The organism is Fibrisoma montanum, from assembly GCF_003583365.1.
In the GTDB taxonomy this organism is placed as follows: domain Bacteria; phylum Bacteroidota; class Bacteroidia; order Cytophagales; family Spirosomataceae; genus Fibrisoma; species Fibrisoma montanum.
In genome coordinates this window covers 70,115-88,475 of the sequence record NZ_QXED01000013.1, presented here as the reverse complement: position 1 = coordinate 88,475, position 18,361 = coordinate 70,115, and the positions used below count along the sequence as shown (strand labels likewise).

Here is an 18,361-nt window from a genome sequence, read left to right as displayed (position 1 = left end):
TATGAAGCCTATGACGCGATGGAACGGACTGCTGCTTTTGCTCTGGATACTACCGACAGGCTCCTGCCTGGCTCAGGCAAAGGCGTCCATTTCAAACGTACGCATCCAGCGGGACGGCATTCGCTACCAGATTCTGTACGATCTGGACAATGCTACCCGGCTCGATTCAGTGTACGTATCGGCCGAGAGTTTGCAGAAAGGCGCCCTGCCGGTACGGAGTATGCAGGGTAATGTTGGACTCGGTCAGACATCGGGGCGTAACAAGACCATTATCTGGGATGTTACCAGCGACGCCGACGTTGAAGGCGACAGCGTTACGGTAACCATCGGGGTTGTACCTTCCGTACGGGCCGCCTACATCGGGGGTGGCCCCGCCAACGCCCTGATCTCGGCGGTTTTGCCCGGTATTGGCAATATTTTCGTGCAGCCCCGCCACAAAGTCGGGCTACGTCCTCTCGTAACGGCCGCATACGCGGGCCTGCTGATCTACGGCCTGAACCGGCGGGCTGAATCGAACCGACAGTACGCCCTCTACAAGGACGAACGGCTCCAGCAGGCTGACCTAGCGCAGCCACTCTACGACAAGGCCAACGCAGCCAACCGCCTGTACCTGGTGGCGGCCCGGACGGCGGCTCTGATCTGGGCGGTCGACGTGACCGCTACCCTGTTGCGGGGACTGCGCAACGATAGCCAGCGCCGTCGGCTGTCGTCCAGCGTATCGTGGCATCTAACGGCCCGGACGCCCCTGATCGGTCTGCGCTACTGCTGGTAGGCCCGGCACACCGCTCCGGCCATGATGAACTTCCGGCCATTCGTCCGAATAAATCCCTGTCTCGAACTGTTTTTACCTCCATGCGCCTGTTTACCTGCTTATTGACGCTGGCCTGCCTGCTTCCCTTAGCCACGCTGGCCCAGGGTCTGGTGTTCGATCCGGTCTCGTTCAATACCATTCCGGCCGCACCCCGCCCCACCGGCGAAAAGGATATGCCGACCCTGCCGCTTCGCATCGACTGGTCGCCCTACTGCCCCGTTCCCGCCCGCCAGACGGGCAACACCTGCGTGGCCTACTCCACCGCCTACGGAGCTTATGCCATTCAGCGGGCCATTGACGCCAGGCTTCGGGACGATCCGCAGGCCATTACCCAACGATTTGCCCTTTCTCCAATCTACCCCCTGCTGTCGATGGGGCAGAACTGTACCACGGGTCAGAAACTCGAAACCATTGCCGATCACCTGGCCGACAACGGCGACGTGTGGCTCCGCGACGTACCCAACCTGACCTGTGCCGATGCACTGCCTACCAAAGTCAGTCCGCAGAAGCTGGTCAAAAAACCTCTGCGGGTTTTCAAAAACAACGACAGCAAAAGCTACTGGACCAAGTACTACGTTTCCCTCGGGTTGCCGGTGGTGGTGGGCCTTGAACTGACCGATGGTTTCCGCAAACTGACCGAAGCCGCCGATTATTACGAACCCGTTAACGACAAAACCGCCAAGCCCCTCCTCCACGCCGTGGTGGTGGTCGGCTACGACGAATTCCGCAAAGCGTTCAAACTGCTCAACAGCTACGGTCCGAACTGGGGCCAGGACGGTTTCTTCTGGATGAAGTACACGGCCTTCGATCAGGTGGCCCGCTGCGGCATCATCATGCCCCTGGCCGATTCGGAACCCGTGCTGAAACCCAACCAGCATCGGCTCGGCGGTCTGTTCCGGTTTGTGAACCTCGCCGACGACGGCAACAGCCTGCAGGCCGATACCGTCCGCCCCCACCACGTAGCGGCCGGCCTGTATCAACTGGATCGTAAGAACTGGAAGCAGGGCGACATGTTTCAGTTAGTCACGCAGAGTACCCGCCCGGGTGAGTATATGTGCGTGTTCAGCTTTAGCCCCGGCGACAGCCCCAATGTTCATTATCCCCGCCGGACACCCTTTGCCGGTAGTCAGCCAACGGCCGGCAGCGATGAAACCGATCTGATGCCGATGGCCGGTTACCAGATGGTAATTCCCAGTCCTAACGACGCACTCGTCATCAAACAGGCGACCACCGACTACGTGTGCGTGCTTTATAGCACCAATCCCCTGCTGGCCGATCTGCCGGGTATTCTGGAGCGGATGCGCCAGACGCCGGGCGACGTTCAGACCCGACTTCGGCGTGCCTTGGGCAGCCGATTGGTAGCGCAGGGTATCGCGTATGAACCCGATCGTATGGCCTTTTCTGCTATCTTTGAAAAGGGCGACATCGTGCCGTTGGTACTGGAAGTAAAGTCTGCGCCCTAACCGGGTAAAACAACTCGATCAGTCAAGGTTTCTCATTTGCCATGAAAGCAGTTATGAAAAAAGTCGTTCTCCATCGCTACGCTCCGCTCGTTCTGTGGCTGGCGACCCTGCCGGTGATGGCCCAGGAAAAAGCCTTCTGGGGCCACCGGGCGAGCATCAACGCGGTGGCAATCCATTCGACCGGGCGCTACGTTTTCAGCGCCAGTTCGGACAAATCGGTGGCGGTCTGGGATACGGCCGGCAGCCGCCCCCTGCTTCGGTTCAGTGAACACAAAAGTGCGGTCCTGAGTCTGGCCCTTAGCCCCGATGGGCAGCTGGTAGCCAGCGGTGGGGCCGATGGCCTGATTTACGTCTGGCACCGAGCATCGGGCCGGATTCTGTCGACGCTTAAAGGGCATACCAACGCCGTTTCCGGGCTGGCCTTCAGCCCGGATGGGAAACGCCTGGCCAGCAGCAGCTGGGACCGGGCCATTCGGGTCTGGGACTGGAGTAATTCAACGACGCTGGCCAAACTGACCGGCCATCAGGCGCTGGTACTGGCTGTAGCCTTCGGCCCCGACGGGAAACACGTCGCCAGCGGCAGCGCCGACAGCACCGCCCGGGTCTGGGACTGGCAGGCTAACCGCACCCTGGCTACGCTGACCGGGCACGATCGGGCCGTACGGGCCGTTACATTTGACCCCACCGGTCAGAAGCTGATCACCGGCAGTTCGGACTTCACGATCCGCGTCTGGAACTGGCAATCCGGTGCCACCGAGCAAACCCTCTCCGGCCACACCAGTATCGTGCGCTCGGTCACTGTCAGCGCCGACGGGCGGCTGATTGCCAGCGGCAGCGACGACGGCACCGTGCGGGTCTGGGATGCCGCTACGGGCAAACTTCAAAAAACCCTGACCGGCCACAGTGCCGCGGTCAGCAGCGTATCGTTCGGAGCCGCCCGACAGCTCGTTAGTGGCGGGGTAGATCAAAGCTTACGCATCTGGCCCGACCGCCCCGGCCGGACCGTTGCCGGCAGCGGAGCCATCACGCGGGTGGTCTGGACCCAGCCGAATCCCCTCCTTTATCAGAACCGAACGCACATAGCCTCCAGCCCGACCCTGTACCTGCAGGCTACCGTACTGGCCGCGGCCAACCCGACCGAGCTGCGGCAGAGCCTGCGGTTGTACCTGAACGGCAAACCTTTGCCCGAGGGCGACAAAATGGGCGAAACCAAGCTGAAACACCACGAGCAGGAATTCCTCGTCGAACGGACCATCAACCTGCCCGACGGCAGCGACACGCTGGAATGGGCCGTGCAGCTGCCCAATCAGAAAGAGGTCCGCAGCCGCCAGCTCATCGTCAATTACACCCCGGCCAACAAGCCCAACCTCTACGTGTACGCGTTTGGGGTGGAGTCGAACCTGCGCTATACTCAGAATGACGCCGAGTCGATTGCCCGCATCTTTAAAACGCAGCAGGGCCGTCTGTTCGATCGCGTATCGGTGGAGCTGTTTGCCAAAGAACAGACCAAAGCCGGCGACCTGCGCGAAGAGCTCGAACGGCTCGGGAACCGGGGCGATGTTATCCGTCCGCAGGACGTAGTCATGCTGTTCGTGTCGGGCCACGGAATCATCAAAAACAACGACTTCCGGATTCTGGGCCGCTCGTATTCGGATAACGCCTGGCGCAGTTCGTCCATTAGTTACCGCGACGACATTATCGCTAACCTGAATAACCTTACCTGCAAAAAAGTAGTTTTACTCGATGCCTGCCACAGCGGAGGCATTTCGATGCCCGAAGGCAGCAAGGCGGCCGTTGACGTGGCCGATGCCGGCCGTTTGATTGCCGACGCCCCCCCGGGTCTGGCGGTGGTCAGCAGCAGCGGCCAGAACGAATTGTCGTACGAGAACGAAGCCTGGCAGAACGGCGCCTTTACCGAAGCCATCTCCGAAGCCCTGGAGCAGGGGAAGGCCGATGCCAACCGGGATGCCGTCGTTACGGTTCAGGAGTTGTATCAGTATTTGCAGACCCGTGTTCCGGATCTGGTCCGTACGGTGCTGCAGCAGGATCAGCACCCACAGTTTAAACCGGGTGAGTCGGGCGATTTTCCGGTCTTTTACCTGACCGACAAAACCCCCGAACTGGGCGCTACGCCTACCGGAGCTACTCCGGCCGTAACCACCCCGGCAGCCGTTCCGGTCCCTGCCGGGCAGACCGGTGTAGACCGCAAGCCGGAACCAAACCGAACGCAGAAAAGCCGGCGTTACTGACCGCCGGAGCCCTTACTCAACTTCCTCCACACGATACATTCATGAGCCAGCCATCGATCCCCTGTTCAGACTTTGACGATCAGGAAGCCCAATACCGGGCTTTCTGTCGGCAGGATGGTATGCGGAGGTATAACCGGGCCTGGGAATGTTTCATACAAAAAGCCCGGTCGATGATTATAAATCAGATTCGCCAACGAATAAGAAATGTAGTTGCGACAGAATCTGATGAAGTGGCCGAGGATATCTTTCACGAACAGCTCGGCCGGTTTTCGGAGCGCATCGCAGCGGGTCGTTTCAGCGACCCAGCTACCCGGCAGGTGAAGTTCACGACCATTCTGTACCAGATGTGCAGCATGGCGGCCATCGACCGCTACCGCCAGGAAACCTTCCGGACCACCAACACCATGGACTGGACCGGGGCCGACTGGAACCCTACCCTCACTGATCCTCAGGCGAGTGTGGAGGAAGCCCTGATGGACGACGAAGCCAGCCGCCATTCCCAGAAAATCCTGCGGCAGGCCGTTGAACAGCTACCGCAGCAACAACGCATCGCCATTGAGCTATCCTACTTCCAGGAACTGTCGGATAAGGAGGTGGCCGAACGGATGCAGTCTGACATACGAAACGTCTATAATCTAAAATACAAAGCCATAAAACAGCTCCGTCAATCCGGGGCTCTAAACATGTTGTCAAGTGATGGCATTTAGCGAAACGGACTACGCGCAAATTGATGCGTACCTTCATAACCGACTGACGGAGTCCGAAAAACAAGCCCTTGAAGAGCGGCTGCGCAGCGAATCGGATTTCGCTGCCGAAGTCGAGTGGTTCCGCTCCTTCGTTCAGAACTATCAGCAGCTACGTACCCGCGAAACCGTTGAAGACATTAACCGGCAGTTGCGCGGCCAGACAGCTCCGATCGGAGAAACGCACCACGTACCCGCCGATCAGGAAGGCCGCGTACTACCGCTGCCGACCGATCAGTCGGCCGGCCGGCGTTCGCTCCGTCCCGTATGGCTCGCAGCCGCGGCCGTTGGTACGGTTGTGTTAAGCCTTGGCATCTGGTTCTCGCTCCGCCCGACAACGGCCGAAAAACCAGTTGTTGTGCAGCGTACCGAAACCACACCTACCAGCCCGGTCGACCCGAAAACTGAACCCCAAACCACGTCCGTACCTACCGTAACACCCAATAACCGCGAACAGAGCCGACCGTATCTCGACGACCGCCCCCGCCTGGCGGGCCAGGCACCGGCCGAACTCCGGTCGGCTATCGACGCGCTCAACAACGACGACCCGACTGCCGCTCTGCGGCTGCTGAGCCGCATCCGACCCCAGGCCACCAAACCTCGCCCGGCCGATGCCCCAACCGCCACCACCGATTCGGCCGAAGCAGAGGATGAACCGCTGTTTGGCGCAGCTCCGACAGAATCGGCCACAGCACCCGCCAACACAGCCACGAACCGGCGACTCGACACGTACCGGCGGTTTTACACCGGGTTGAGCTACCTGCGAAAAGGCCAGCCCGAACAGGCACTGCGGGTGCTGAACACAGTCCAGTCGCCCCTGCGCGAGACCGCCGACTGGTACAGTGCGTTAAGCTATCTGCAGCTCAATCAGGCGGCCCCAGGCAAACGATTGCTGAACCGGATCGCAGGCAGCCCGAACCATCCGTACCAGACCGACGCCCGAAAACTGCTCAGTCAGTTGCCATAAGCCGGAAAGCTTTCTGACCATCGGCGGGAAAGACAGGGTAAAGCCGTACCTTTGCGCCCGTATTTAATCCGTGGTCCAGTGTACGTAAAGCCTAAAAAGAATCTCGGTCAGCATTTCCTGAAAGACCTCAGCATAGCCCGGCGTATTGCCGAGTTGTTGAGTGGCCATGGTACCTACCGGAACGTACTGGAAATTGGACCGGGAACGGGCGTACTGACGCAGTTTCTGCTGCCCCAGACAGCCTACAGCGTCAAGGTTGTGGAGATTGACCACGAGTCGGTGGTTTACCTCCGCGAGACCGTACCAGCCCTCCAGAACCGCATCATCGAAGGCGACTTCCTGAACCTGAAACCTGATTATTTCGGGGATGAACCATTCGCCGTTATCGGTAATTTTCCGTACAACATTTCCAGCCAGATTTTCTTCCGCATTCTCGACATCCGCGACCGGGTACCGGAGGTCGTTTGCATGTTGCAACGGGAAGTAGCTCAGCGCATTGCGTCGGGACCGGGCAACAAAGACTACGGGATTCTAAGCGTACTGCTGCAAGCCTGGTACGACATTCGCTATGAGTTTACGGTAGAACCGGAGGTGTTTAATCCCCCACCCAAGGTGCATTCGGGCGTGATTACGCTCCGGCGCAACGCCGTTGCCCAACTGGCCTGCGACGAGCGGAAATTTACGCAGGTTGTCAAGGCCGGATTCAATCAGCGCCGGAAAACCCTGCGGAACGCGCTCAAACCCCTGGGCCTGACGGAAGCCGCAGCCGACAGTCGGTTTATGGATAAACGCGCGGAACAATTGAGCGTGGCCGATTTTGTGCATTTGACAACATTGATGGAAGGCGGAAAGGGAGGAGAGGGATAAAGGAGGAAAGGGCGTAAGGGTTCAGTCTCCTTTCCTCCTCTCCTCCCTTTTCTCCTTTATCCCTCTCCTCCCTTTCAAAATGACTTTCGAACTCACCAAAGAATACCTTGACCGTATCCAGACCGCCATCGAAGCCGGAGACGACACCACACTCCGGGTCGAGATGGAAGAGTTGTATCCGGCTGACATTTCGGGGATTCTGTACGAACTTGACACTGACCACGCCCACTACCTGCTCAACCTCCTCGACCACGCTGTGGGCGCTGAGATTATCTCCAACCTCGACCCGGCCGTACGGGTTGATTTGCTAAAAACCTTCACGTCGGAAGAACTGGCTCCGTTTATCAATCAGATGGAATCCGACGACGCCGTGGACGTTTTAAACGAGCAGCCCATTCAGGTCCGGGAAGAAGTCATTGCGCTACTCGAAGACCGCGAACAGGCCCGCTTTATTCTTGACCTGCTCCATTATGATGAGGACGTAGCGGGCGGCCTGATGCAGAAGGAATTGATCAAAATCAATGTGAACCTGACCGTGAATGCCTGCATTGAGGAGATCCGCGACCAGGCCGAAAACGTAGAAAATGTCTACGCTGTCTACGTAGTGGATGACGTAGGAAAACTGCTGGGGCTGGTATCGCTCAAGAAAATTGTCCTGGCCCGCAAAACCGCCCGGATCGCTGATATTTACGACGATGATATCGTGTACGTAGAGACCTACCGCCCGGCAGCCGAGGTAGCCGAAGTGATGCAGAAATATGACCTGGACGCCGTGCCGGTGGTCAACGTGCAGAAGCGCCTGCTGGGCCGGATCACCATCGACGACATCGTGGATCTCATTACCGAGCAGGCCGAAGAAGATATTCAGGTCATTTCCGGTCTGTCGGGCGAGGTTGAAGAAGACGACACCATCTGGGCGCGGTCGAAGGTGCAGCTCCCCTGGCTGGTGGCCGGAGCCGTCGGCAGCCTGCTGGCCGCTACGGTCATCAACGGATTCCAGAGCGAACTGGGCAAAATTGCGGCCCTGGCGGCATTTATCCCCATCATCGGGTCAACGGGCGGAAACGTTGGCATTCAAACGTCTTCGCTGATTCTGCAAAGCCTGTCGGACACGACTGGCCTGAACGCCACCCTGGGCCAGCGACTGCTGCGTACCCTTCTGGTCGCGGTCATTAACGGGCTGGTGGTTGGGCTGATCGCCGGTACGTATACCTTCCTGATTGGCGAACCGCGCCTGTTCTTCGTCGTCGCCATGTCTTTGCTGGCGGTCGTGCTGCTGGCGTCCTTCATGGGTACGGTCACCCCGCTCCTGCTGAACCGGATTGGTATCAACCCGGCCGTAGCGTCCGGCCCGTTCATCACCACCGCCAACGACCTGATCGGCATCGGCGTGTATTTTCTCATTGCAGATCTCCTCCTGGCGGAATTATAATCGCATTCCGCTTGTGCAAAACGGGCATTGAGGGCATCTACGGTACATGTGCAGGCTCCTGTTTTTTCTTGTTTTCACCGTCGGGCCGCTGATGGCTATGGGTCAGTCCACCGAATCGGCCAGTAAGTGGGATCGGGACACTACGGCCTACATGGTCGTTGAAACACAGCCCCAGTTTCCGGGTGGCGTCGACGCCCTGCGGGATTATCTGCGCACGTCGGTTCGGTATCCGGCCACGGCCCCGAACGAGAAAGCCAGGGATCGGGTGCTCGTTCGGGTTACGGTCGAGAAAGACGGGACGCTGTCCAGCATCCGGCTTCACTACGGCCGGCGGGACGACTTCATCAACGAAGCACTGCGGGTAGTACGACTGATGCCCCGCTGGCAACCCGGCGCTCAGGACGGCCATCCGCTCCGCGTCAACGTCGTGATTCCGGTTGAGTTCTGTCCGGACGGGTGTGCCTTTACCATTCGGCGGTAAGGTTTTCGGTTGAGCACCTGAATGTACCGTTCCCTAAAAACCCAACGACCAACAGAATATGGCGTAGAACTACGTAGTAATCACTGATTGACAGTATGTTACTTTGCTGCACCTTACCCTGTCAACATGGAAACTATCAACCCCTCCTTTACCACCGACGAAGCGCCGGACCAATCGGCCATTCGTCCTGTGCTTCGCACCGAGCGCATCAAAACCATCGACGTGATCCGGGGCTTTGCTCTACTGGGCATCCTGCTGATGAACATCCCGTATTTTGGGCTGCCGTTCACGCACTCGACAACCCTGCTGAACCTGCCTGCTGACCATATCGATTACCAGACCAATGCCGTTGTATCGACGGTCTTTGAAGGCACCATGCGGGCGTTGTTCTCCATGCTGTTCGGGGCCAGCGCCCTGCTGTTTCTGGCCAAACCAGACGCGCCCGACCGTCCTTACAGCGTCGCGGATTACTACTACCGACGGACGCTCTGGCTCGTGGTGTTTGGGCTGTTCAATGCCTTCATTCTGCTCTGGCCGGGCGACATCCTCTACACGTATGGGCTGTGTGGCCTGCTCCTGTTTCCGTTTCGGAAAATGAAACCAACCCGCCTGCTGCTCATCGCCGGCCTGTGCATTGTTATTCTGTTAGGGAAAGGGCTGATGAAGGGCCTGGAAACCAAACAGAACCGACAGGGCTACCTGACCGCCCTGCAGCTGGAGAAACAGAAAAGGAAACTGACCTCGGAGCAGACAAAAGCGAAAGAAGCCTGGCTGGGCCTCGAAAAACGGGTAAAACCAGACCCGAAGAAAGACGCCGAAATCATCAAAAACATGCGGGGAAACTACGCTGCGGTGTTTACGTTTCTGATGCCACTCAACGTAAAGTTTGAGTCAATCAAATTTTACCACGATTTCGTCTGGGATGCGCTGGCCATGATTTTCATCGGCATGGCGTTGTTCAAACTAGGCTTCTTCTCCAATAAGCTGTCGGCCCGCCTGTACCTGATTACGCTCGTGGCCGGCTATGGAATTGGCCTCACATTGGGCTGGCTCGCGTTTCAGGGTCAGGTTGCTTTTGTGAAAAATCCCGGCCAGGTGATCGACTCCAATGCATTTCCCGTTCAGGCGCTGTACCAGATTCGTCGGGCGGCAACAGCGCTGGGTCATGCCAGTCTGCTGCTCCTGCTGTTCCGTTCCAACGTAGTGCCCTGGCTGATGCAGGCCCTGGCCAATGTGGGGCAGATGGCGTTCAGCAATTACCTGATGCAGTCGATGATCTGCACGCTGATTTTCTACGGCTACGGCCTGGGCTACTACGGCAGGCTGGCCTTCCATGAACTCTATTACGTGGTGGCGGGTATCTGGCTGTTTCAGATCATTTTCTCGGCCGTCTGGCTCCGGTCGTTCCGTATGGGGCCGCTGGAGTGGGTCTGGCGCTCGCTGACGTACTGGAAACGCCAACCGATGCAGCGGGAGTTCATCCATGAGCAATCCGTGGTTGGCGCACCGGCAGCTTAGCAATACGCTTCATGTACACCTGAACCCCGAACCAGCCCGACTGCCGGATAAATGACCCGTATCGCCACGGCGGAACGGCTGGTTCAGCAGCAGATTGACGCCTGGAGCCGGCAGGCTGCCAAAGCGCTTGCCGCTCCTTCCAGCTTTTCCGGTTATAGGACGTTCCGGATAAGCTGATGCAGTGATTTTCGTCCCATCAGGTGCTTCAAGAGTATTACGCCCGTTTTTTTGCCACCCAAGGCAGTTATCATCAGCCGATGACGATACCACATCAGTCGTTTCAAAGCGGTTACGTATCATCGAGTTACCGTTTACTCAGGGAAGAATAGGTTACAAAACCAAAAATTGTTTTACTTGCAGATAGCTAGTTTATCTGACTTGTGTACGCTCCGTTTCTTTCCATCATAATTCCGGTACTCAACGGTGAATCAACCCTCGATCGCTGCTTCAGTAGTCTGTCCAGTCAGGTCTTTACGGACTACGAAGTGATTGTTGTCGATGGCGGCAGCACCGATTGCACACCGTCTATGCTGGCGGCTTACCAGCGTACACTACCCCGGCTGCACCTGCTGACCCATCCGGGCCTGGGCCTCTACGCCAGCATGAACGCCGGTATCGAACAGGCCCGGGGCAACTGGCTGTTTTTTATGGGCTGCGATGACCAGCTGCGCGACGCATCAACCCTGGCAACGCTGAGCGTAGTCATGACCGAAACCCGGGCGAAGGTGGTAGCCGGGAGCGTTCTGTATGCCGAGCAGGGTTACGTAATGCACCCTCGTTTCGGATCGCCCTACTGGCTACAATGCCGGCTGCATCATCAGGGTACCTTTTACCATCGCTCCGTTTTTGACCAGTTCCGCTACAACCCCGCCTGGCAGATCGCGGCTGATCGTGAACTGCACCTCCGGCTGGCGCTCGCGGGTTTGTCCTGTCAGGTGGTACCGGAGGTCGTGGCTGTTTTCGGCGAACGGGGCATCAGCAGCCGGGACCCGGCCAGGTGTTTCAGCGAGATCGAGCAAATTCACCGACACCTGTTTCGGGGGCCGGTATTAGGCTGGATGCAGCTCCTCGACTTTTTCGAGCGGAACAGCTGGCAGCTTCGCCGGCGCTGGGGCCTGCTGAACCTCAAAGTCCGGCTGCGCCGTCGACTGACCCGGGCGCTGTCTGTCTTATCCACCCAATAACCGGCGCATGTATGAACAACATTGGTTTAATCGGCTACGGCAATGCGCGGTGGATAGCGGGGGTTCACTACCAGCAGGGACTGCTATACGGGAACAGCCTCCTCCCCCCCGACCAGCAGGCGGCCTTTCACCTGCTGCTGCGCCGGGAGCAGCACGACCCCGACCATTACCAGACCATGCAGCCTTACCTGCAGAGCCTGTACGCACTCGACTACTTCCCGTCGTTACGACCCGAGTGGTCTAACCGGCTGCGCTACGTGCTCCGCAAAGCCCTTAGGGAACGGAAGCTGGCATTTCCGACGAACGAGTTTCCGCGCCTGCTGCGGGCGCTTCGGATTGATGCAATCTTTCCGGCCAATGACCTCATTGCCCCGCGTCGGTCGGTCCGGCAGGTAAGCTGGATCACGGATTTTCAGCATGTCCATCTGCCCGAATTCTTTCCGGCGAAGGAAATCGCGTTCCGCAACCAGGTCTTTGAGCGGCTGATGCGGCTTTCCGACACGGTCATCGTCAGCAATCAGTTTAGCTATACGGATGCCGTACGCCTGTACCCGGCTTATGCCCATAAAGTGGCCTTATTGCCCTTTACGATGTACCTCGACCAGCACTGGTCCGAACCCGACGTAGCCGCGTATCGCCAGCAGTACGGACTGCCGGACAAATACCTGCTGTTTCCCAGTCAGTTCTGGAAGCATAAGAATCACGCCCTGCTGTTTGAGGCCATACGCCTGCTCCGGCAGCGGGGGGTAGACGATATGGTACTCGTCTGCACCGGCTCCCCACACGACTACCGCGCTCCGGCCTATTTTCAGCAATTGCAGCAGTTCATAACCAACCACCGGCTCGACACCGCCATTCGCATCCTGGGGCTGCTGCCCCGCCATGATCAGGTGCAGCTCATGCGCGGAGCGGCCGCCGTCGTACAGCCATCGCTGTTTGAAGGGTGGAGCGCCCTGCTGGAAGATTGCCGGTCGCTGGGCAAACGGGTCTTTGCGTCCGATATTCCGATGCACCATGAGCAGCTTACCCCGCAGACCACCCTGTTTGACCCGCGCTCGGCCCATGCCCTCGCCGAATGCCTTGAGACCCACTGGCCGTCGCTTACACCCGGGCCTGATCCGCTCCTCGAAGCCACGGCCGACCATACGTATCAGCAGCGCATCGGCCAGTTTGCCCAGCGTTTTATCACCATTTGCCAATCCGTAACCCAACGTCCTTTATGCAACACGTAACGAATCCGTACGGACAAAAAAACCTGCTCATCTGGCGTACGGAATCGCTGTTCTACGTACCCGAACGCCGGGTGCTCGCCAACGAGTGGAGCCACATTCGGTTTACGTCGCTGCCTTATCCCGATGAACCAAATCTGATCAACCTGTCGCTGGCCAACCCCCTGCCCTTTCCGGATCAGACGTTCGACAACGTGTACAGCTTCCACGTAGCGGAACACCTGTCGGTGGCCGATGGTGACCGGTTAACGCGGGAGATGTACCGGGTACTGAAACCGGGGGGTATCTGCCGCCTGTCGACACCCGACCTGGCTTTTTTCGCGCAGGATTACCTAACCTGGCTCGACAAGTATCAGCAAAACCCCACCACCGACCATTTTCACCGGTACCACTGGGCGCTGCTGAACGTAATCGACCAGGCGGTTCGGCCGGTATCGGGCGGACAGATGGGTAAGGTGCTGCAAACGAAGGCGTATAACCTGACTCATCTGCGCGACCTCAACGGCGACCTGCTCGAATTCCTGGCCGACCCGCTGATGACCAGCACCGCCCTGCGCGTAGCGGATGTGTTACGTCAGGGTTTATACGTCGATGGCTCACCTGCTCCGGCCGGGTTCAGGTTCCGGAAAGCGGCATGCGTTTTTCTCCAGAAGCTCATCAACCGGCTGTCGCCCGAATGGTATCTGCGGCTGAGCCGCGAAAACAACCGCTGGTATTACGATCCGGTTTTCCTGACCAGGCAGTTTAACGAAGCCGGATTTCGAACCGTTGGCAGTCAGGACTATAAAACCTCGGCCATCCGCCACTGGGATCGATATAATTTTGATCAGTCGGCGTTCGGTGATTATCCACTGGAACCATCGGCGTATATTGAGGGCGTCAAATAACCGTGTTCTACGTTCATGCTCGCCGTCATTCAGCGCGTATCACAGGCTTCCGTCACCATCGACGGACAGATCAAAGGTCAGATCAACTTGGGGTTTTTAGTATTGCTCGGCATCACCCACACCGACACCCGGGACGATATTGAGTGGCTGAGCAAAAAGATTGTCGGCATGCGTATCTTCAGCGACGACGAAGGAAAATTGAATCTGGACCTGAAAGCGGTTGCCGGTAACATTCTGCTCATCAGCCAGTTTACCCTCCACGCCAGCACTAAAAAAGGCAACCGGCCAAGTTTTATCGAAGCCGCCCGGCCCGACGTTGCCATCCCGTTATACAAACAGATGATCCAGCAGCTATCCGCCGATCTTGGCCAGCCGATCCAGACCGGCGAGTTTGGTGCCGATATGAAGGTAGCCTTGCTCAACGACGGGCCGGTGACGATCATCATTGATTCGAAAAACAGGATCTGATGTTTGTGGTTTGTAGTTCGTGGTTCGTGGTTTGTTGTTCGGGTAGAGTTAGACTATGCCTTACGAACCACGAACTAAAAAACTACAAACCACGAACTAAAAAACTACAAACCACAAACCACAACAAACCATGCCCAATAACGTACTTGGCCGCGAGCTTGGCAGTTGCTGCACCAGCCCCATGACCGGCTTTTACCGCGATGGTTTCTGCCGCACCGACGAAGCGGACCAGGGCCGCCATGTCGTCTGCGCCATCATGACCGACGCCTTTCTGACCTTTACGCGCAGCCGGGGCAACGACCTCAGCACACCCCGCCCCGAGTACCGCTTCCCCGGCCTGCATCCCGGCGATAAATGGTGCCTGTGTGCCCTGCGCTGGAAAGAAGCCTACGACGCCGGCGTAGCTCCGCCCGTGCTGCTGGCCTGCACCCACGAACGGGCCCTGCACTACGTGACGCTTGATATGCTGCGCGAAGTGGCGTTTGAAGAATGACCGGGTGACGGACACCGCGTGGCGAACACCGGGTGACGAACAATACCTGTCTGCTAGCTGCTGGATCAAGCCTGCGCTACCCTCCGGTGTCCATCGCCGAGGGTTGCGTCCAAAAACTAATTTTTCGGGTATACCAGGGGGTAAAATGCGGTCGTTTACCAGAAAACTGTAACTTTACCCAAACCTCCCCCCGTTGGTATCACCGTTCAGGCGGTGGCGCCTGGGTTACCGAATGAATTTTTTACCTGCCGCTCTCGCTGCTTATGCCGATGCGCACACCTCGCCCGAAAGCGATCTGCTGCGCCAACTGAACCGCAACACCCACGCCCACGTGCTGCGGCCCCGAATGCTGTCGGGTCATGTACAGGGGCGGCTGCTCTCCATGTTTTCCTGGATGATCCGTCCCCGGCGGGTGCTCGAAATTGGTACGTACACCGGCTATTCGGCGCTGTGCCTGGCCGAAGGGCTGACCGACGATGGCCGGCTGATTACGCTCGACAACAACGAAGAACTCGAAGACTTTGCCCGCTCCTACTGGCAGCAGTCCCCGCTGGGCCCGAAAATTGATTTCCGGCTCGGGCAGGCTGCGGACGTCATACCCACGCTTACCGATACGTTCGATCTGGTGTTTATCGACGCCGACAAACTGAACTACGCGTTGTATTTCGACCTGGTTATCGATAAGGTTCGGCCGGGTGGATTTCTGCTGGCCGACAATGTACTGTGGAGTGGCAAGGTGGTCGAACCGGTGAAACCATCGGACAAAGAGACGCGGGCCGTGCTGGACTTCAACCAGAAAATTCAGGACGATCCGCGGGTGGAAAATGTGCTGCTACCGATTCGTGACGGATTGTTCGTGATCCGTAAACTGTGACGCCAAGTAATTTAGATGATTTTGATCTGTGATTGCAAGCTTATGAAAAAACTGGTCCTAACCCCGCTGCTGTTCCTGGTAAGCCTCGTAACTGCGCTGGCCCAGATAGCCGCCCCCCCCATTCCTGACCGCGTAACCTTCGCCGATATTTCGGTGCGCCTGGACGATGGTGCCCGTCGCATTATTCAGCAGGATGTGAATGCCCTGCTGTCGAACCGGCAGTACTGGAATGCCAAACTCGACCGGGTAGTGCTGTATTTTCCCATCATCGAAGCCATTCTGGTCGACGAAGACGTACCGACCGATTTTAAATACCTGGCTGTGCAGGAAAGCTCCCTGACGCCCGACGCCGTTTCGTCGTCCATGGCCGTTGGTTTCTGGCAGTTCAAGCGCGAAACGGCTATGGACCACGGTCTGCGCGTCGACGACGACGTTGACGAGCGCAAAAGCATTACGGCATCGACCCGCGGGGCCGCCAAGTACATCAAGAAGAGCAATGCGCAGTTTAACAACTGGGTGGCATCGCTGTATTCCTATTACCTCGGCGCAGGCGGTATTGCCAAGCTCATCCCTCCCGACTGGTCATACGCCCGCGAAATCACCCTCGATGGACGTACCGACCGTTACATTCTGCGCTTTTTCGCCCATAAGCTCGCCATTGAAAGCGCCCTGCCGACTCACCGGTCTGCCAACACGATTGCGCTGCTGGAATACCCTAACGGCGGTGGACGTACCATTCAGTCGGTAGCCGCCGAACTGGGTGTCGATGCCAACGAGATCCGGAAGTATAACCGCTGGCTGGCGGCCGAAATGATTCCCAACGACAAGGCGTACGTCATGGCCATACCGGTAGCCAGCAACCAGATCAACGACGTGCGGCAGAAGATTGTCAGCGTCAGCGACAAGAAAACGCCGGACTTTGTGCAGAACGATGTGGGTTTCCCGGTGCTTCGGCGGGTGAATATCGGCCAGGGGTCTAAGAATGATCCGGTACTGTACGAAATCAACGGTCTGCCGGGCATTCAGGCCCAGGCGGGCGACAATGTGGCTTCGCTGGCCCGTAAAGCCAAAATCAGCCTGTCGAGCTTTTTGCGCTACAACGACATGAGCGAACGCGACCCAGTTATCGTCAACGACGTGTATTACCTGGCCAAAAAGCGAAAGAAAGCCCTGGTACCCTTCCACAACGTCCGCGAAGGCGAAACGGCCCGCTCCATCTCCCAGCGCTACGGCATTCGTCTGAAGAAGCTCATGCGCTACAACCGGCTCGACCGGGTGCAGAAACTGGCCGTTGGTCGGGTGATGTGGCTGCGCGAACGCCGACCGGCCAGCAAACCCATCGAGATCATTAACTCGCCGACACCACCGGTCTACGACAAAACCCCAACCCCGGCGGCCCGTCCTGAGGTGGCTATGAACAACGGAGCGAGCCGCCCGGTAACCGGGAGCAGCAACGTACCGCGAAATGCATCGGAGCGGAAAGTGTACCAGCCTAAACTCGTCACAGGCGGCATCAGCCCGGACGATCAGTCGCCGGATTCACAACCCGCTACGGTCGAGCAACCGACTTCGACACGTACCACTCCGCCCCCCGCCCGTACGGAACGACCGGCCGAACCAGCCCCTTCATCCCGGCCATCGACCGGTGGCTTCCCGAGCAGTACACCCACTTCATCGACCAGCAGCCGCTCCACGGAACCAGACGGATCGCAGCGGATCGTAATCGTACGAACCCCAGACGCAGCGCCGGTTACCGAATCGAGCGACGCGACCCCAAACCGCACCACGACGACCAGTACGCCGGAACGACCCCGGCCGGCGACCACCCGGCCGACAACGACGGCAAAAGCCACGCCGACCGTACCGGTTCAGGCACAATCAGACGATACGGAGTCGCCTTTGGCACAGATCGATAAGGGAAAGGGCGTAGAGCAGCCACCCGTCACATCAACCGGCACTACCAACCGACCGGTTACGACACGGCCTGCCGATGACGTAGCCCTGAATTCGCCAAAAACAGAAACGCGCCCGGCCGAACCAGCGCCGAAAACAACGACTCCGGTAAAGCCCGAACCCAGGCCGGTATCCCCCTCGGTAACGCCGACTGAACGCCCCACGGTTACTCCATCGACCAGTACGGCGAGCAGCAGCGGCAAGCACACGGTTGAAGCCGGGCAGACCTACTACAGCATCTCGAAACTCTACGGCCTGACCGTTGAGGAACTGCTGTCGCTCAACAACCTGACAGTCGACGACCGGCTGGCGGTGGGTCAGCAACTGACCGTCAAACTGACGCCCGGCGGGCGGATTGTGCAGCCGTCGCCATCGGCGCTGCAACCCAAACAGGCCGTGATCTACCACACGGTCGAGAAAGGCGAAACCATGTTCCGGATCTCGAAGCAGTACAACGTAACAATTGAACAGATTCAGGAATGGAATTCACTGACGGACGTGGGTGTCAAAGAAGGTCAGAAGATCAAGATCATGAAGCCGGCGGAATAAGTTGCCGGTCGGTATATCGATCAGAAACAGGCCAAAAGCCGCCGGGGGACCCCCCGGCGGCTTTTGGTTTATCAACCGTCTAATAAATATCCGATTGTTGAACCCGACCGTTCCATTGATTTAGTCGGTAGTGTAACCCGCTTATTTGTAATTTAACCTCGCTGGATGCGCTGCTTACCTGACAACAATCAGC

General features: G+C 58.1%; 16 protein-coding genes and 1 pseudogene. All 17 read left to right on the top strand.

Going from position 1 to position 18,361, the window contains the following annotated elements; genetic code table 11:
• The first annotated feature begins 1 nt into the window (after position 1).
• Positions 2-772, top strand: coding sequence for a hypothetical protein (locus tag DYU11_RS29670; RefSeq protein WP_119671373.1), 771 nt, complete (start codon positions 2-4; stop codon positions 770-772).
• An 80-nt stretch (positions 773-852) separates the two neighbouring features.
• Entirely contained in the window at positions 853-2,274 is a 1,422-nt protein-coding gene (locus DYU11_RS29665) for a C1 family peptidase (RefSeq protein ID WP_119671372.1), read from the top strand.
• Positions 2,275-2,327: 53 nt separating this feature from the next.
• On the top strand, positions 2,328-4,523 hold the full coding sequence (locus tag DYU11_RS29660) for a WD40 domain-containing protein (RefSeq protein WP_158600393.1): 2,196 nt from the start codon (positions 2,328-2,330) through the stop codon (positions 4,521-4,523).
• Between the two features lie 41 nt (positions 4,524-4,564).
• Positions 4,565-5,230, top strand: a complete 666-nt coding sequence (locus DYU11_RS29655; RefSeq protein ID WP_119671370.1) for an RNA polymerase sigma factor — start codon at positions 4,565-4,567, stop codon at positions 5,228-5,230.
• The gene (locus DYU11_RS29650) at positions 5,217-6,233 is read left to right on the top strand and encodes a tetratricopeptide repeat protein (protein ID WP_158600392.1); all 1,017 of its coding nucleotides are present in this window, start codon (positions 5,217-5,219) and stop codon (positions 6,231-6,233) included. The genes DYU11_RS29655 and DYU11_RS29650 overlap by 14 nt, the downstream gene beginning before the upstream one ends.
• A 78-nt stretch (positions 6,234-6,311) precedes the next feature.
• Complete coding sequence (gene rsmA, locus DYU11_RS29645; protein ID WP_119671368.1) at positions 6,312-7,100, top strand: 16S rRNA (adenine(1518)-N(6)/adenine(1519)-N(6))-dimethyltransferase RsmA; 789 nt, start codon at positions 6,312-6,314, stop codon at positions 7,098-7,100.
• 79 nt (positions 7,101-7,179) lie between these two features.
• Complete coding sequence (gene mgtE / locus DYU11_RS29640) at positions 7,180-8,532, top strand: magnesium transporter (protein ID WP_119671367.1); 1,353 nt, start codon at positions 7,180-7,182, stop codon at positions 8,530-8,532.
• Between the two features lie 46 nt (positions 8,533-8,578).
• Positions 8,579-9,013, top strand: coding sequence for a TonB family protein (locus DYU11_RS29635; RefSeq protein WP_119671366.1), 435 nt, complete (start codon positions 8,579-8,581; stop codon positions 9,011-9,013).
• A 126-nt stretch (positions 9,014-9,139) separates the two neighbouring features.
• Positions 9,140-10,408: pseudogene (locus DYU11_RS29630) on the top strand (DUF418 domain-containing protein); the annotation flags it as partial.
• 174 nt (positions 10,409-10,582) lie between these two features.
• On the top strand, positions 10,583-10,708 hold the full coding sequence (locus DYU11_RS33885; RefSeq protein ID WP_262697198.1) for a hypothetical protein: 126 nt from the start codon (positions 10,583-10,585) through the stop codon (positions 10,706-10,708).
• A 203-nt stretch (positions 10,709-10,911) separates the two neighbouring features.
• Positions 10,912-11,715, top strand: a complete 804-nt coding sequence (locus DYU11_RS29625) for a glycosyltransferase (RefSeq protein ID WP_119671364.1) — start codon at positions 10,912-10,914, stop codon at positions 11,713-11,715.
• 11 nt (positions 11,716-11,726) lie between these two features.
• Positions 11,727-12,947 (top strand): glycosyltransferase family 4 protein, encoded by a 1,221-nt coding sequence (locus DYU11_RS29620; protein ID WP_119671363.1) that lies wholly within the window; start codon positions 11,727-11,729, stop codon positions 12,945-12,947.
• Positions 12,935-13,831: a class I SAM-dependent methyltransferase gene (locus tag DYU11_RS29615; protein WP_119671362.1), complete on the top strand. Its 897-nt coding sequence runs from the start codon at positions 12,935-12,937 to the stop codon at positions 13,829-13,831. Before DYU11_RS29620 ends, DYU11_RS29615 begins: the two co-directional genes overlap by 13 nt.
• A 15-nt stretch (positions 13,832-13,846) precedes the next feature.
• The gene (dtd, locus tag DYU11_RS29610) at positions 13,847-14,299 is read left to right on the top strand and encodes a D-aminoacyl-tRNA deacylase (RefSeq protein WP_119671361.1); all 453 of its coding nucleotides are present in this window, start codon (positions 13,847-13,849) and stop codon (positions 14,297-14,299) included.
• 130 nt (positions 14,300-14,429) lie between these two features.
• Complete coding sequence (locus tag DYU11_RS29605) at positions 14,430-14,792, top strand: DUF2237 family protein (protein ID WP_119671360.1); 363 nt, start codon at positions 14,430-14,432, stop codon at positions 14,790-14,792.
• Positions 14,793-15,024: 232 nt separating this feature from the next.
• The gene (locus DYU11_RS29600; protein ID WP_119671359.1) at positions 15,025-15,666 is read left to right on the top strand and encodes an O-methyltransferase; all 642 of its coding nucleotides are present in this window, start codon (positions 15,025-15,027) and stop codon (positions 15,664-15,666) included.
• A gap of 42 nt (positions 15,667-15,708) precedes the next feature.
• On the top strand, positions 15,709-18,168 hold the full coding sequence (locus DYU11_RS29595; RefSeq protein WP_119671410.1) for a lytic transglycosylase domain-containing protein: 2,460 nt from the start codon (positions 15,709-15,711) through the stop codon (positions 18,166-18,168).
• Positions 18,169-18,361 lie beyond the last annotated feature (193 nt).

What these genes read in the sequence shown, in the direction of transcription:
- DYU11_RS29620 (WP_119671363.1), top strand. Translation starts at nt 11,727, where the DNA reads ATGAACAACATTGGTTTAATCGGCTACGGCAATGCGCGGTGGATAGCG.
- DYU11_RS29605 (WP_119671360.1), top strand. Translation starts at nt 14,430, where the DNA reads ATGCCCAATAACGTACTTGGCCGCGAGCTTGGCAGTTGCTGCACCAGC.
- dtd (WP_119671361.1), top strand. Translation starts at nt 13,847, where the DNA reads ATGCTCGCCGTCATTCAGCGCGTATCACAGGCTTCCGTCACCATCGAC.
- DYU11_RS29600 (WP_119671359.1), top strand. Translation starts at nt 15,025, where the DNA reads ATGAATTTTTTACCTGCCGCTCTCGCTGCTTATGCCGATGCGCACACC.
- DYU11_RS29665 (WP_119671372.1), top strand. Translation starts at nt 853, where the DNA reads ATGCGCCTGTTTACCTGCTTATTGACGCTGGCCTGCCTGCTTCCCTTA.
- DYU11_RS29595 (WP_119671410.1), top strand. Translation starts at nt 15,709, where the DNA reads ATGAAAAAACTGGTCCTAACCCCGCTGCTGTTCCTGGTAAGCCTCGTA.
- DYU11_RS29655 (WP_119671370.1), top strand. Translation starts at nt 4,565, where the DNA reads ATGAGCCAGCCATCGATCCCCTGTTCAGACTTTGACGATCAGGAAGCC.
- DYU11_RS33885 (WP_262697198.1), top strand. Translation starts at nt 10,583, where the DNA reads ATGACCCGTATCGCCACGGCGGAACGGCTGGTTCAGCAGCAGATTGAC.
- DYU11_RS29670 (WP_119671373.1), top strand. Translation starts at nt 2, where the DNA reads ATGAAGCCTATGACGCGATGGAACGGACTGCTGCTTTTGCTCTGGATA.
- DYU11_RS29635 (WP_119671366.1), top strand. Translation starts at nt 8,579, where the DNA reads ATGTGCAGGCTCCTGTTTTTTCTTGTTTTCACCGTCGGGCCGCTGATG.
- DYU11_RS29660 (WP_158600393.1), top strand. Translation starts at nt 2,328, where the DNA reads ATGAAAAAAGTCGTTCTCCATCGCTACGCTCCGCTCGTTCTGTGGCTG.
- DYU11_RS29615 (WP_119671362.1), top strand. Translation starts at nt 12,935, where the DNA reads ATGCAACACGTAACGAATCCGTACGGACAAAAAAACCTGCTCATCTGG.
- mgtE (WP_119671367.1), top strand. Translation starts at nt 7,180, where the DNA reads ATGACTTTCGAACTCACCAAAGAATACCTTGACCGTATCCAGACCGCC.